Source organism: Streptomyces spongiae (genome assembly GCF_009377185.1).
Classification (GTDB): Bacteria; Actinomycetota; Actinomycetes; order Streptomycetales; family Streptomycetaceae; genus Streptomyces; species Streptomyces spongiae.
In genome coordinates this window covers 1-13,656 of the sequence record NZ_VJZC01000251.1, presented here as the reverse complement: position 1 = coordinate 13,656, position 13,656 = coordinate 1, and the positions used below count along the sequence as shown (strand labels likewise).

The window sequence follows — 13,656 nt, the reverse complement described above, 5'->3', positions numbered from 1 at the left end:
GCCCCCCTCCTCGCCCTCGCCCGCGAGGTCGCCCGCGAACAGGGCCGCGACCTGCACGACACCTCCGTCGGCGGCGCCAGTGACGCGAACTTCGTCGCCGCGCTCGGCCTGCCCGTCCTGTGCGGCATGGGCGCGGTCGGCGACGGCGCCCACGCGCAGGGCGAGTTCATCCACCCCGACACCGTGCCCGCGCAGACGGCCCTGGTCGCGGGGCTGCTGGGACGGCTGGCGCAGCCGCTTGGGGGCTGACGGGGCGCCGGGCTCCGAGGGCTCAGGTGCGGGCGGGCCTCCGCTCCACCCCGCCCCGGCGGGCGACCGCCTTGGCGATCTTCTGGGCGTCGAGGGCGAGTTCGCGGAACATACCGCTCGCGGGGCTGGTGAAGCCTGATCCTCTATCCGTGAGTTCCGTGAGTTCCGTGAGTTCCGTGAGTTCGGCCTCCGTGGCACCCAACAGAGCCAGGGCTCCGGAGCGGATCTCTCCTACCACAAGCAGGGGTGGAATCGTCGGGTGGCGGGGCACCGCGGTTCCCTGCCCATTGGCTGTCAGATGCTCCATGAGAGCCCTCCAGGCGCCGCTACGGAACCAGACGCCCTGACGTTGGCGGACGGCCTCAGGAATGCCCCAGGGCTCGACCTGAGGCCACTCCACCCCGTGGCGAAGCCGATGCAACATCCCGTTGAGGGCTTGCCGCAGATCAAGCTTGGTCATCGAGAAGTGCCGCGGCCCGTGGTACCGAGCGATAACTTCTCGCACTTCGTCCCACTGAGCCTCGGTCACGTCCGGCGGAACGAGCGTGCCGGTCTGATGGTGCCAGGCAGTGACTTTGCACGGAGACCCGGACCGCTTGATGAAGCGGCCATTCTCGGGGATCACGGCAATGCGGAACATGTCGAAGACCTCGGCCCTCTCGGCGGCATCCAAATTTGCCAGCTGCTCCCGGGAGGAGCGGGCGAGGGAGACGATGGCGTTCGTCCTCGCTTTCGTCTGGTCGTTCTTAGCCAGCCAGTCCCGAACCTCCTTGAGCTGTTTATTCCAGTCCACCACTTCTTCGCGGAGCTTCTTGACTGCCGCCACAGCCACGGCGGGCTCCATGCCCGCCTTGATGCAATCGGGCATAGCACTCTCGATCAGCTTCTCTTGCTTCTCGATGCTCGCAGTTAGGCTCTCCTGGCGCTCCAGGTACCTGTCCTGGTCGCCAGGAAGCGAAGTGACCCAGCGGTCCGCGAGAACCCTCAAGCGGCCCTCATCCCGAAGAAGTTCCGCGACCTTGGCCCAGACGGCACTCTCGATTTCCGCCGCATCCAGGTTGGTGCAGCCGCAGCCCTTCTTGTCGGTGCTGTTGCCCTGGCAGCGGTAAGCTCGCTGTCCTGTACGGCCGCCTCCGACGTACGTCATTCCGCAAGCGCCGGCAATGTGACCGCTCAGCGAATAGATGCGGGCAGGCTTCCGGGGCTTGCCGATGGACCGCTTCTCCAACGCAGCTTTCAGTCCCTTGGTCCGGTCGGGGGTGAGGATGTGCGGTACGGCAATGCGGATCGGCTCGCCGTGGACCGGAGTGCCGTCCTCGGACAGCCTGGTGGCCTTCATCCGGTCACCGCGGTGGGTCTTGCGGTAGGTGGTGTAACCGTCGAAAGTTTCTGAGTGCATGCGTTGGTAGAGGTTCGTGACCGTCCACGGCCTGCCGCTGCGGGTGTACATCTGAAGCCGGTTCAGTTCGGCGGATGCTTCCTCGAAGCTCTTGCCGTCGTCGACCAGAAGTACCGCGGCTTTGAGGATGACGCGCGCCTCTTCCTCGTTAATGACAAGGAAGGAACCCTTCTGCCCCTTGCCTTCGATCTTGTAGCCGTACGGTGCCGGGCCAGCTGGCCAACCGCCGTACTCGATCTTCTTGTTGCGGCCGTCCAGCGTGCGCTGGCGAATCCGGTTCCACTCCATTTCGGAGAAGAACACGTACTGCTGAAACATCGCCCAGCCCAACTCGGTGCTGGTGTCGATGCATTCCTGAATGGCGATAAAGTGAACGCCGATGTCTTGCATGCGCCAGGCCCAGTTGAAGGCGGCCCGTGCGGTACGCCCCACGCGGTCCACCTTGGCGACCACGATGCGGTTGGCCTTGCCCTCGAGTGCCTCGGCCTCCAGCCGGAGCATGTCCGGCCGATGGTCCATGGACCCGCTGACCCCCTTGTCCGAGAAGACCTCCAGCAGGGTGCGCCCGGGATCCTGGGCCTCCCAGGCTCGAAGCTCGTCGTCCTGGACCTCGAGGCCGTAGCCCTTCAGTTGCTCTTCGGTGGAGCAGCGCTTGTAGCCCAGGGCAATGATCTCGCTGCAGAGCGTGGCAGGGTTGGGGTGGCGCATAAGCTTGGTCATGTCAGTCCCTTCGCGACTGGCCGGACCCCGGGGTATGTGGCGTACCGCCGGGGTCACCCGTGTGACGCAGATCTTAGGCCGCCCCACTGTCAGTCACTGAGGTCTTTCAGCGCGGCCACTGAAAGGTATGGATCAGGTGACGGGTTCGATGCCCGCAACGCACGAGGCTCCCGTGCCGTTGGGGGAGGTGTTCGCAGTCTCAACCCACGGGCACAGGAGCCGCGTTGGTTCCATAATTTGCCGCACTCGACCTGCTCCGCGCCCTGGTCGAGTGGGTCACCATGCTCATCGTCACCCGCGAGGGTGACCGCCGCTGCAAGCTCCCGCCGCACCAGCGTGCCCTGGTCGGCCTGGTGTACCTGCGCCGACATGACGCCCTCGCCCAGCTCGCGGCCGGGTTCGGCATCTCCGTCGGCACCGCTCACGCCTACACGACAGCCGTCGTCGATCTGCTCGCCAACCGCGCACCTGGCCTGTTGCGCGCCCTGCGCGAGGCCAACTCGGACTACGTCCTGCTCGACGGCACCCTCGCGGAGTGCGACCGAGTCGGCGACAGCCGGGCCGACTTCTCCCACAAGCACCGCCGACACAGGGTCAACTTCCAGGTTGTGACCGACCTGTCCGGACAACTGCTGTGGATCTCGCCGACGCTGCCGGGACGCGCACACGATCTCACTGCGGCCCGCGCCCACCGGATCATCCGGATCTGCGAACGCCAGGGCGTTCCCATCCTCGCCGACCGCGCCTAGGGCCTGTTGCGAAAGTCCCGCCTGCCCCGCGACGCCCGGCACGCACTCTCGCCGCACCGGGCACAAACCCAAGTACGTCCAGTACGAGGGCTTGCACCCGGCACGCCGAGAGCACGCACCGGACGCCCCGGGGCCCGCCCTTCGGGCGGACGACGGGACTTTCGCAACAGGCCCTAGTGCGACCGGAAACGCTCACGGTGGTTGGTGTCTACTGGCCTCGCGTCGGTTGGATGTGACGACACGTTTGATTGATGTGGGGAGGCGCGATGGCAGGGCCGGTCAGGGTGCACGGACTGAGTGAGGCGGAGGGGCAAAAACTGCAGCGGATCGTGCGCAGCCAGAACGCCCGGCATCCCGACGTCCTGGCTGCCCAGCGACGCGAACGCGCCCGTGTCCGCAGCGAGAAGGGCATCCGCTGGGGCGGACGACCACCTGCCGCCGCAGTCTGAACACGACCGGCGATACGGTCACAGCACTGGCCTTCGGCCGCAGGCCGTGAGGTCGTCACCCTGGTAGCCGGGACAGCCTTACATCGGCGTCCCGGACAATGGCCTTCGCGATCTTGCGTGCGTCGATGGCGAGTTCACGGAACATACCGCTGATGGGGTTGGTGAAGCCCTGGAAATAGAGACCTGGCGTGTTCTTCGGGGTGCGGGCGCCGTGGACGACGGGCTTACCGCGCTCGTCGAGGACACCGAGGTGGCCGACGACGCCCTCCAGGGCGCGTCGGTACCCGGTGGCGGCCACCACGGCCTCCGGCTCGATGCGGTTGCCGTCGGTGAGGAGCACCTCGCCGCCCTCGAAGCCCTCCACCGCGGCCACGATCTCGACCCGGCCCTTGCGTACGGCGTCGATGAGGCCGACGTCCTGGACGGGGATGGACCCCGCGTTGACGCGCGAGTACAGCCCGGTGTCGGGCCGGGGCAGCCCGTGCGCGGACAGGTCGGGCACGCTGACCTTGGCCATCGGCTTGGCGAGCCGGTCGACGAGGGCGACCGGCAGGTGCCGTACGGCGATACCGGTGAACTGGGCCGCCCAGCCGGCCGTGGAGCGGCGCACGATGTGCGGGGCGGTGCGGACCGCGAGCCGTACGCGCGAGGCCCCGCCCTCCACCAGGTCGACGGCGATCTCGGCGCCGGTGTTGCCGACGCCGACGACGAGGACGTCGCGGCCGGCGTAGGGCGCGGCGTTGCGGTACTCGCCGGCGTGGAGCAGTTCGCCGGTGTAGTCGTCGCGGCCGGGCCAGTCGGGCAGGTGGGGCGTGTGGTTGTAACCGGTGGCGACGACGACCGCGCCGCCGGTCAGTTCGCGCCCGCCGGTGGCGTGCAGCAGCCAGCCGTAGCCGTCGGCGGCGGGCTCCACGCGCGAGACCTCGACGCCGGTGACGACCTCCAGCTCGTGGTACTCGGCGTACTTCTCCAGGTACCGCACCACGTCGTCCCGCGCCACCCAGCGGCCGAACCGGCGCGGCATCGGCAGCCCGGGCAGCCCCGACAGACGCCGGGTGGTGTGCAGGTGCAGCCGGTCGTAGTGCCCGCGCCACGACGCGCCGACCCGGTCGGACTTCTCCAGTACGACGGCACGGACCCCCTGGGCCCGCAGGGCGTACGCCGCGGCCAGCCCACCCGGGCCACCGCCGATGACGTACACGGGACGATCACGACGGACCAGCTCCACGCGCCCCACGGAGTCACCGGCCTTGCCGGGCTCAGCGGCCCCGGCGGGTTCGGTCGCCCCGTCGGGCTCGGTGGAGTCGGTGGATGTGGAGGAGTCGGCCATGTGCCCGAGAGTATTCGCATGCTCACTTGATGGGTCTCGGTCAAGCCCGGAATTGGTTGCGGATTGATCACGGCTGTAGGAGGAGTGGGTGGGGCTCGTGGCGTAGGCGTCTTGGAGTGTGGTGGTTCGGTGGGGGCCCGCACCTCCGCCCGAGGGGAAGGGTTCGAGCCCGCGGTCTTGCGTGAACGCCCCGCATCAGCTGAACTGACGTACCGTCAGATTCCTTCGGTGGCAGGGGAGTCCATGGACACGATCTGGCTCACCGGTGCGGAATGGCTCGCCGTGCTGCGCATCGGGCTGGGGCTGTGGTGGCTGGAGAGCTGGCGGCACAAGGACAAGAAGACGTGGTTCGAGGGCGGCGGCATCACCTGGGCGGCGGGCATCGCGGCGAAGCACCGGTGGAACGCGGTGCGCGGCGGCTTCGACGTCGTCGTCGCGCCCCGCCCGCGCACGATGGCGTACGTCGTCGCCTACGCCGAACTCGCCCTCGGCCTGGGCCTGATCCTCGGGTTCCTGACGCCGGTCGCGCTGGTCGGAGGGCTGCTGCTCAACCTTCTCTACTTCGTCCTCATGATCCACGACTGGGCCGAGCAGGGGCAGAACTCGATGATGGCGCTGATCTCGGTGGTCGGGCTGTTCGCGATGTCGTGGCAGACGTGGTCGCTCGACGACGCGCTGGGGCTGTTCCAGTGAGTGGCCCGACAGACCCACGCTTCGACGTCCCCCAGGCGGACGCCTTCACCCGCCCCTACTGGGACGCCGCCGCCGAGGGCCGCCTGCTGCTGCGCCGCTGCGGTACCTGCGGGCGTGCCCATCACTACCCCCGTGAGTTCTGCCCCCACTGCTGGGGCGAGGACGTGACGTGGGAGCCCGCGAGCGGCCGGGCCACCCTCTACACCTGGTCCGTCGTCCACCGCAACGACCTCCCGCCCTTCGGCGCCCGCACCCCGTACGTCGCCGCCGTGGTCGACCTCGCTGAGGGTCCCCGGATGATGACCGAGGTCGTGGAGTGCGGGGAGGGTGAGCTGCGGATGGGGATGGAGCTGGAGGTGGCGTTCCGGGGGGCGGGGGCCACCGGTGAAGCCACACACACCGGTGAGGTGGTCGTTCCGGTTTTCCGGCCCCGGGAGTGAGGCGGCCGTCGGCGGCGATCCCCGGCGGGGGCCGGACGTCAGCCCGGTGCGCGCGGGAGTTTCAATGGGCGGATGGCGGATCCGCATCGGAAGAACAATCACACGCCCGCGCCCGAACTGCGCGGCCACGGCCTGCGGTTACGGCCCTGGGACCCGGAGTGCGACAGCGACGTCGAGACATGGCTGCGCGGCAACTCGGACCCCGAGTTCCGGCGGTGGAACACCCCCGTGAGGCTGGTCGACGAGATGCAGAACGCCCGCGAGTCGCTGCGGCTGCGTGCCGAGTGGGATGCGGAGGGCAAGTGCGTGTCCTTCTGCGTCACGGACGCGGTGAGCGGGTCTCCGCTCGGGCACGTCGGCGTCAACGAGATCGACCACTTCATACGGGCCGCCCGCGTCGGCTACTGGGTCCTCCCCGAGGCCCGCGGCCACCGTGTCGCCACCCGCGCCCTCCGCCTCGCCGCACGCTGGGCCTTCACCGCCCTGGGCATACACCGCCTGGAACTCGGGCACGCCCTCGGCCACGACGCCTCCTGCCGGATAGCCGAGCGCTGCGGTTTCCCGTACGAGGGCACGCTGCGGGGCGCCATGTTCGAGGCGGGCCGCCACGACGCCTTCCGTGACGTCCACCTGCACGCCCGCCTGGCCACGGACCCGGAGCCGGGGGAGGGATAGCTACCCGCCGCTCCAGGGCTTCGCCACCCGCCACTTCACGGCCACAGCAACTCCTTGGCCCAACCCCTGTCCGTACGCCGGTAGTCGAGCCGTACGTGCCGTCGCCGTGCGTCGCCCTGGAAGAACTCCACCTCGTCCGGCGCGAGTACGTACACCGTCCACGACGGCACCGGCGCGTCCGGCTCGCGCCGCGCCCGCTCCCACGCGTCCTCCGAGGCGCGCTCCAACTCCTCGTAGGAGGAGAGCACTTCGCTCTGGCGGCCCACGAGCCCGGCGGCCAGCGCACCCGTGGAACGCGCGTGCAGATCGGCGTCCGCGACCTCGGCGGGGGCGACCGTCACCCGGCCGCGCACCCGCACCTGACGGCCCAGGGCGGGCCAGTAGAAGCCGAGCGCCGCCCGCGGCCGGGCGGCCAGGTGCCGGCCCTTCCGGCTGCCCGCGTGCGAGGCGAAGTGCCAGCCGTGCTCGTCCGCGCCGTGCAGCATGACCGTCCGTACGTCCGGTGTGCCCTCCGCGTCCGCCGTGGCGAGCGACATGGTGTGCGGCTCCGCCTGGCCCGCCGCCACCGCCTCCGCGAACCACGTGGTGAACAGCGGCAGTGGCTCGGCGGGTGCGGCGGCCGGGTCGAAGGAGGGCAGCTCGGTGACCTCCGGGTCCCACACCCGCAGCGACCTCAGCAGCTCGTGAAGATCCGTTCCCATGCTCCGATTGTCACCGGCCCAGGACCTCAGACGGTACCCAGGTCGGACGAGACCCACCTCTCCGGACGCAGATGGACGATCACCTGCTCGCCGTGGCTCTTCCAGGCGAAGTCCACGTACTCGTCCACCTTCTCGGCCGGGAGGTAACGGGCGGAGATCTCGCGGAGCTGCTCGACGGTCGCGGGGACCGTGTCCGTCACCGGGCCCTCGACCGACACGTACCGGATGGTGGGTTCGAGCCGGTCGACCATCAGGGAGAACCGGCCCGCGGCCTGGATCAGCTCGTTCTTGCGGCTGTCGCGTCCGGTCATGACCCAGATGTCGCCGCCGGGGGCGTACTGGTACCAGATCGGCACGGTCAGCGGGGCCCGTCCCGGCCCCGCGTCCACCGCGAGCGCGGCGATGTGCGGCTCGGCCAGGAACTCTTCACGTTCTTCGCGGGTGAGCGCCATCTCGGTTCTCCTTGCGACAGGTGGGGCGGCACGGACGCCGTTGTCATTTCCGTCTTTTCTGCCTCTTCCGCCTCTCCGTCAGCGAGTCTCGGACATGGGCTATTCCGACGCATGGTCCATGCATGGTCCATATGGCTCGAACCGCTCGGTGCCAGGCGGGGCCGCAGGCGTAGAACCGCACACGCGTGCGAGGTGGCGGTAGGTTGCTGCCCGTGGTGCGCCATCGAGAGGGAAATCGAGCGGAAAGCGGGACAGCCGTGAAGTCAACGGGCGCGGCCCTCGCCGCCGGCACCCTCCTCCTCGGCCTCACCGCATGCGCGGGCGTCGGCGAGAAGGAGCCGTGGCTCTCCGCCCCCGAGGTCTTCTACCTGCGCCCCGACGGTGACAAGTCCGGCCCCCACGACAAGACGCCCTTCCACCTCCAGGCGGAGGACACCAAGTCACCCACCAGGAACAACGACCGCGACCATCGGCTCACCGTGGACGTGAGCGGCTCCGAGGACGTCGTACGGCTCAAGACCGTGGGCCTGCGCAAGAGCGGTGCCCGGTGCGAGGGCGACGCCGTGCGTGTGACCTGCGAGGTCGACGGCACGTACGACAGCTGGGCGGACCTCGACCGGGTCCACCCGAAGCCCGCGAAGGGTGCGGAACCCGGGGACACGGGCGTCGTACGGTTCACGTACACCACCCAGGACGGCGAGAAGCTGACGGCCAGGACCCGGGTCGTCGTCGGTGAGCCCGTGATCGAGGTGCGCACGATCAAGCCGTTCAAGGACGTCCGGCCCGGCTCCGGGATCACCGCGCCCGTCGTCGTCCGCAACTCCGGCGAGGTGCCCGTCGAAGGACTCGGCCTCAAACTCGTCGACGGAACCATGGACTTCACGCAGCGGTACTCCAACTGCCGTTACCCGGAGCCCCAGCGGGGCCACATGGCGATCTGCCGGTTCCCTGACCTGCGGATCAAGCCGGGCGAGGCGGTCGTCCTCCGGCCCGCGGTGCGGCTGCGCGCCCCCAAGGCGACGATGTACGGCTCTTTCGGCCAGGACGCGTGGGCCCTGGACATGGGGCCGGGAAAGTACGGTGTCACACCCGACGGCGGTGACGCCGGTGACGGCCCGGCCCTCGAAGCCGAGCGGGCGGACGACGCGGACGCGAAGGGTACGTTCGCCAAGGGCGGAGCCAGCACCGAGGTCACCCTCGACACCGGCTCCGACTACGAGGTCTCCGACGTCGACCTGAAGGGCGAGCCCGGCACCGAGCGCGAGGTCCGCCTCACCGTTCGCAACAACGGTCCCGGCGACCCCGGCCCCGCCACCGAGCTGGTGTTCAGTCCTCCGTTCGGCGTGACGGTCCTGAAGCAGCCCATGACGGCGATCGACGAAGACGTCTACGAGCCCTACTGCGAGGGCAACGGCTTCGCGTACACCTGCGACGTCGGCGCGCTGAAGCCGGGCGAGGACCGCACCTTCGAGTTCACCCTGCGCCTCGGCGAACCGGGAGAGGGCACCGCGACCGTCATGGACAAGGAGGACTCCGACCGCCGCGACCCGAACCCCGGCAACGACGAGGCCACGATCAGGGTCCGGCCGTAAGGGAGTCGGTGCGGCGGCGGCGCCTCATCGGGCAGGCCGTTCGGGGATTCTCGGAAGAACCTTCTCCGCGATGTCGAGGAGGGCGCTGTCGTCCGGGAGGGCTCCGGACTCGCTCCACACGGTGATCTCGCAGTAGCCGCCCCGGTCATTACGGTCCAGGGCCACGGCCAGGTTTCTGGCCAGTGGACCTTGTTCGACCGGTCCGCCTGATCCGCCACTCCCCAGATCGATCTCGAGCTTCATGGTGTGATCCGAGGAGAAGACCGCGGGCCGACCGAGAACCTTGAGTGTCTTGATGTCCGTCTCGTTCCCGTACTTCATCAGCTTCACGTACTGGTCGGTCGACAGGTCGTTGTAAGTGGCCGAGACGTTCACGGTGTACGTGTCGAACGCGACCTCGGCCTCCGGCTGGGCGACCTTCCCATCAGTCAGAGGAGCGGTGTTGTTGGTGCCGGAAGCACTGGTCGCGGTCTCTTCAGGCGTTCCCAGGAGCTTGGCCAGGTCCGGCCGGTTGAGCGCCTTGCACAGCGCTTCACCGGTCACGGGTCGGGGCTTCTGCTTGTAGGTCTTCGGCAACTCCTCGTGTGTCCCGTCCGAACACGAGGCGGGCTGCGGGGTGCTGGCGTCGGCCGGCATCACGTGTGGGGCCACCCACAGCGCGGCCCCGATTGCCCCGAACACGGCCACGGCGGCGACGGCCTGGCCCCATGCGTTGGGCTCCTTCTCCGGGGTGGCCGGGACGGGACGCGGCTCAGTTCCAGCCTGGGGCTGGGCCTGGGCCTGGGCCTGGACCTGGGGCTGGACCTGGGTCTGGGGCTGGACCTGAGCCTGGGCGGCAGCATCGAGCGCCGCCCCGTCCGCGGAGGCCGCCGGACTCGGGTTCCGGCGGGCGCGCAGGGCCCGGACCACCACGTAGACGCGTATCGCGGTGAACACGAGGAACACCACGCCGAGACCGGCCGCGACCCGGTCGTGATCGTGGACGGCGAGATACATGATGCGTACGCCGAGAACGGACCCGACCGCGATGAGCAGGGGCTCGCGGACCCAGAACGGCAGGAGACGCAGGAGGAAACCGAGCATCCGGTGATCTCACCAGGACAAGCCCACATCCGCCGTGGTGGAGGCCACAGTTCCGGGCACGTGCAGGGCCTGCCGAGGCAAGAGACGCCAAACCGACGATCCCGAGGGCGCCGTGATTCCGGCGGAGCCCTCAGTACAGCTGCCGCAGGTGATCCCTCAGTGCGCGCGCGACCTGGGCCAGGAGGGCCTCCGCGCCGGGCTGGCTGGAGGCCGGGACCAGTGACTCGGTGAGGGCGGCGATGGCGAAGCCCTGGCCGTCGGCGTGCTCGACGACGCCGATCTCGTGGCGGAGGTTGAGCAGCGTGCCGGTCTTGGAGGACCAGGTGGTGGCGTCGGAGCTGAAGTCCGGGGCGAGGCGGTGCCGGAGCACGTTGTGGGCCATGAGGCCGCGTACGCGCTCGGCGACCTCGGGGTGGATCTTCGACGGTGTCCACAAGGCCTGGAGCAGCTCGACCCAGGCGCGTGCGCTGCCGGTGTTGGCGCGGGTGGTGTCGAGCTGCGGCACCCGGTGTCCGCGGCCGCTGGTACCGGCGTCGATGGCGAGGGAGTGGGCGAGATGGACGTCGGCGGCGTCGAAGCGTTCGACGGGGGTGTCCATCAGCTCGTTCATCGTGTGCCGGACGGTGATGTCGCGCAGGCCGAGCTCGTGGACGATCTCGGCGACGCGGGCCGGCGGGGTGAGACCGAAGAGCGCGTCGGCGGCGTGGCTGTCACTCAGGCAGGTGCTCAGGTAGAGCAGGTCGTCGACCGCGATCCGGGCGGGGTGGCGGAAGCGGCTCACCCCGATGGGGCCGGCCGTGGTGATCCGCCCGGGCTCCACGTCGAGGGGTGTCGCTCCGTCGAGCTCGCCCCGCCGGACGCGTTCGAGGGTCGCCAGCGCGAGCGGGACCTTGACGAGCGACGCGGACGGCAGCGGGGTGTCCGGCTCGATGCCCAGCTCCTCTCCCGTGTGCAGATCCCGCACGAGCAGGCAGCCGTGCAGGCCGCCGTCGCGGAGTTGCTCGCGCAGGTCGTGCAGTAACGCCTCGGTGCTCAAGTCGGGGGCCCTCCTGAGGTTTCCGCTGAGTTTCTCGCTGAGGTTCCCGCGCCCAGACAGCGGGCGACGGCGTCGCCCAGGCGCGCTTCGATCAGCTGGGGATTGCCGTCTCCGGCGGCGGCGAGGGCGAAGCCCCGGCCGATCGCGATCTCGCCGATGGGCCGCCATTCCAGGGCGAGTTCCCCGGCCTGGGCGGGGGAGCACAGCAACAGGTCGCGTGAGCACAGGACTTCGGCCGCGGCGGTCGTCAGGTCGGGCGCGGTGACGAGCTGTGCGGGCCGCAGCCCGAGCGCGTCGCGCAGGCGTGTCAGCGGGTCGCGGATGTGCGGCACGTCGTCCTCCGGCTGGATCCACACGCGGCGGGCGGGGCCGGAGGAGGCGCGTCCGACCCGCAGGGTCTCCAGGTAGACGCGCTTCACTCCCGGATCCCGGGCGCCGGCGAGCCCGAGCGGCACGGACCACCGCGCGTCGTCCGGCGGTACCGCGACCAGAGCGGCCCGCACCTGCTGCGCGTGCAGGAGTTCCGTACGCTGCGCCGGGCCCGCGACGCGCAGATCGAGGGTGACGCCGTGCCCGCGTGCCTCGGCGACGAGGTGGGCGAGACCGGCCGTGGAGCAGATGCCGGGCACCGCGAGCCGCCACGGCTTGCGTTTGACGGCCTCCGCCTCGTGCAGCAGCACGTCGGCCGCCTGCACGAGCTGCCGGGCCGTCGGCAGCATGTCCCGGCCGAAGGGGGTGAGGACGGCCCGCCGTGAGGTGCGCTCGAACAACGGTTCACCGAAGCGTTCCTCCAGTGCGGCGACGCGACGGCTGGCCACCGACTGCGACATCCGGGCGGCGGCGGCCCCGACGGTGAAACTGCCGTGCTCGCTCACGCTGACGAACGCACGACAGGCTCCCACCAGATCCACAGCGGGAACCCTATGTCAGATCTGTGGCAGATCCACGGCCCGGCTCCTATGCCGAAACGGCATGGAGCGGAGCGTTCGCGTATTGGACCGCATGGCTGAGCGGCGGTGAGGGTGATCCCCGAACTCATGACCAACCAGGAGGTCGGACCATGCAGAGCACGCAGCACACCCCTGCCCGTCGCACCCTGCGCGGTGCGCTCGCCGCACTCGCCCTCGTCGTCCCGCTCACCGCCTGCGGCCAGGACGGTTCGTCGGCTTCGGCTTCGTCGTCGTCCCGGTCCGCCGTGAGGACGACCCCGATCGCGGCGACCACCCCGGTCAACGGCGAGTTGAAGGAACTGGAGCGCAAGTTCGACGCCAGGCTCGGCGTCTACGCGATCGACACCGGCACCGGGCGCGAGGTGGCGTACCGGGACGGGGAGCGGTTCGGCTACCACTCCACGCACAAGGCGCTGTCCGCCGGCGCTGTCCTGAGGAAGTACGGGCTGAACGGCATGAACGAGGTGATCAAGTACTCCGAGGACGACCTGGTCCACCACTCGCCCGTCACCGAGAAGCACGTCGAGACCGGCATGACCCTGAGCGAGTTGTGTGACGCCGCCGTCCGCTTCAGTGACAACACCGCGGCCAACCTGCTGTTCGACGCGCTCGGCGGTCCCAAGGGACTCCAGGCCGAGCTGCGGAAACTGGGCGACAAGGTCACCCTGATGGAGCGCGTCGAGCCCGGGCTGAGCGACTGGGTGCCGGGCGAGACACGGGACACGACCACCCCGCGGGCGCTCGCGAAGGACCTGCGCGCGTACGTTCTCGGAGACGTCCTCCGAGGGCCCGAGCGGGACCGGCTCACGACGTGGCTGAAGACCAACACCACCGGGGACGAGGTCATCCGGGCCGGGGTGCCCGACGGCTGGGTCGTCGGCGACAAGACCGGAAGCGGCAGCGGCTACGGCGCCCGCAACGACATCGCCGTCGTGTGGCCGCCCGACTCCGCGCCCATCGTCATGGCGATCCTGACGAACCGCGGCGAGGCGGACGACACGTACGACAACAAACTGATCGCGGAGGCGGCGTCCGTGGTGGCCGACCGGCTGTCGTAGCGGGGCCGGGGCGGGACATCACAGTCCGTCTTGCGCCCCCGCCGCCCCTACCCGTCCCATCCCCAGGGGCTGCGCCCCTT

Annotated in this window: 12 protein-coding genes and 3 pseudogenes; 8 read left to right on the top strand and 7 right to left on the bottom strand. The window is 69.8% G+C overall.

Features of this window, described 5'->3' with window-relative positions:
- The coding region (locus FNH08_RS28195) for a M20/M25/M40 family metallo-hydrolase (protein WP_152774345.1) at nt 1-249 on the top strand (249 nt) is incomplete at its 5' end.
- Between the two features lie 1,027 nt (nt 250-1,276).
- On the opposite strand, the pseudogene FNH08_RS54095 reads toward FNH08_RS28195, so the two are convergent.
- Nucleotides 1,277-2,356: pseudogene (locus FNH08_RS54095) on the bottom strand (recombinase family protein); the annotation flags it as partial.
- A 293-nt stretch (nt 2,357-2,649) separates the two neighbouring features.
- Between FNH08_RS54095 and FNH08_RS28185 the strand changes: the two are divergent.
- Both FNH08_RS28185 and FNH08_RS28175 read left to right on the top strand, forming a co-directional pair.
- Nucleotides 2,650-3,114: pseudogene (locus FNH08_RS28185) on the top strand (transposase family protein); the annotation flags it as partial.
- Nucleotides 3,115-3,449: 335 nt separating this feature from the next.
- Nucleotides 3,450-3,566, top strand: a pseudogene (locus FNH08_RS28175) (integrase); the annotation flags it as partial.
- Between the two features lie 55 nt (nt 3,567-3,621).
- Here the strand turns inward: FNH08_RS28175 and FNH08_RS28170 are convergent.
- Nucleotides 3,622-4,896: a flavin-containing monooxygenase gene (locus FNH08_RS28170; protein ID WP_152774343.1), complete on the bottom strand. Its 1,275-nt coding sequence runs from the start codon at nt 4,894-4,896 to the stop codon at nt 3,622-3,624.
- A gap of 243 nt (nt 4,897-5,139) precedes the next feature.
- Between FNH08_RS28170 and FNH08_RS28165 the strand changes: the two genes are divergently transcribed.
- From FNH08_RS28165 to FNH08_RS28155, 3 genes are all read left to right on the top strand, one after another.
- A complete protein-coding gene (locus tag FNH08_RS28165; RefSeq protein ID WP_152774342.1) occupies nt 5,140-5,589 on the top strand; it encodes a DoxX family membrane protein in 450 nt (149 codons plus the stop codon).
- Complete coding sequence (locus tag FNH08_RS28160; protein WP_322725587.1) at nt 5,586-6,029, top strand: Zn-ribbon domain-containing OB-fold protein; 444 nt, start codon at nt 5,586-5,588, stop codon at nt 6,027-6,029. Before FNH08_RS28165 ends, FNH08_RS28160 begins: the two co-directional genes overlap by 4 nt.
- A 72-nt stretch (nt 6,030-6,101) precedes the next feature.
- Nucleotides 6,102-6,704: a GNAT family N-acetyltransferase gene (locus tag FNH08_RS28155; protein ID WP_152774341.1), complete on the top strand. Its 603-nt coding sequence runs from the start codon at nt 6,102-6,104 to the stop codon at nt 6,702-6,704.
- 35 nt (nt 6,705-6,739) lie between these two features.
- Here the strand turns inward: FNH08_RS28155 and FNH08_RS28150 are convergent, their stop codons facing one another.
- Together FNH08_RS28150 and FNH08_RS28145 are read right to left on the bottom strand one after the other, a co-directional pair.
- Nucleotides 6,740-7,405: a pyridoxine/pyridoxamine 5'-phosphate oxidase gene (locus FNH08_RS28150; RefSeq protein ID WP_152774340.1), complete on the bottom strand. Its 666-nt coding sequence runs from the start codon at nt 7,403-7,405 to the stop codon at nt 6,740-6,742.
- A 26-nt stretch (nt 7,406-7,431) separates the two neighbouring features.
- Entirely contained in the window at nt 7,432-7,857 is a 426-nt protein-coding gene (locus FNH08_RS28145; RefSeq protein WP_152774339.1) for a pyridoxamine 5'-phosphate oxidase family protein, read from the bottom strand.
- Between the two features lie 257 nt (nt 7,858-8,114).
- Between FNH08_RS28145 and FNH08_RS28140 the strand changes: the two genes are divergently transcribed.
- Nucleotides 8,115-9,449, top strand: a complete 1,335-nt coding sequence (locus FNH08_RS28140) for a COG1361 family protein (RefSeq protein ID WP_322725585.1) — start codon at nt 8,115-8,117, stop codon at nt 9,447-9,449.
- Between the two features lie 24 nt (nt 9,450-9,473).
- Here the strand turns inward: FNH08_RS28140 and FNH08_RS50970 are convergent, their stop codons facing one another.
- From FNH08_RS50970 to FNH08_RS28120, 3 genes are all read right to left on the bottom strand, one after another.
- A complete protein-coding gene (locus FNH08_RS50970) occupies nt 9,474-10,532 on the bottom strand; it encodes a DUF6215 domain-containing protein (RefSeq protein ID WP_194238642.1) in 1,059 nt (352 codons plus the stop codon).
- Between the two features lie 130 nt (nt 10,533-10,662).
- The gene (locus FNH08_RS28125) at nt 10,663-11,568 is read right to left on the bottom strand and encodes a serine hydrolase (RefSeq protein WP_152774336.1); all 906 of its coding nucleotides are present in this window, start codon (nt 11,566-11,568) and stop codon (nt 10,663-10,665) included.
- Nucleotides 11,565-12,479, bottom strand: coding sequence for a LysR family transcriptional regulator (locus tag FNH08_RS28120; RefSeq protein ID WP_322725584.1), 915 nt, complete (start codon nt 12,477-12,479; stop codon nt 11,565-11,567). Before FNH08_RS28120 ends, FNH08_RS28125 begins: the two co-directional genes overlap by 4 nt.
- Nucleotides 12,480-12,628: 149 nt before the next feature.
- On the opposite strand from FNH08_RS28120, the gene bla reads away from it, so the two are divergent.
- Nucleotides 12,629-13,576 carry a class A beta-lactamase gene (gene bla, locus FNH08_RS28115; protein ID WP_152774335.1) on the top strand — a complete coding sequence of 316 codons (948 nt, stop codon included), beginning with the start codon at nt 12,629-12,631 and terminating at the stop codon, nt 13,574-13,576.
- Nucleotides 13,577-13,656: the final 80 nt, after the last annotated feature.

Excerpts from the sequence above, each read along its gene's own strand:
- FNH08_RS28170 (WP_152774343.1), bottom strand. The coding sequence starts at position 4,896 with ATGGCCGACTCCTCCACATCCACCGACTCCACCGAGCCCGACGGGGCG.
- FNH08_RS28165 (WP_152774342.1), top strand. The coding sequence starts at position 5,140 with ATGGACACGATCTGGCTCACCGGTGCGGAATGGCTCGCCGTGCTGCGC.
- FNH08_RS28155 (WP_152774341.1), top strand. The coding sequence starts at position 6,102 with ATGGCGGATCCGCATCGGAAGAACAATCACACGCCCGCGCCCGAACTG.
- FNH08_RS28150 (WP_152774340.1), bottom strand. The coding sequence starts at position 7,405 with ATGGGAACGGATCTTCACGAGCTGCTGAGGTCGCTGCGGGTGTGGGAC.
- FNH08_RS28145 (WP_152774339.1), bottom strand. The coding sequence starts at position 7,857 with ATGGCGCTCACCCGCGAAGAACGTGAAGAGTTCCTGGCCGAGCCGCAC.
- FNH08_RS50970 (WP_194238642.1), bottom strand. The coding sequence starts at position 10,532 with ATGCTCGGTTTCCTCCTGCGTCTCCTGCCGTTCTGGGTCCGCGAGCCC.
- bla (WP_152774335.1), top strand. The coding sequence starts at position 12,629 with ATGCAGAGCACGCAGCACACCCCTGCCCGTCGCACCCTGCGCGGTGCG.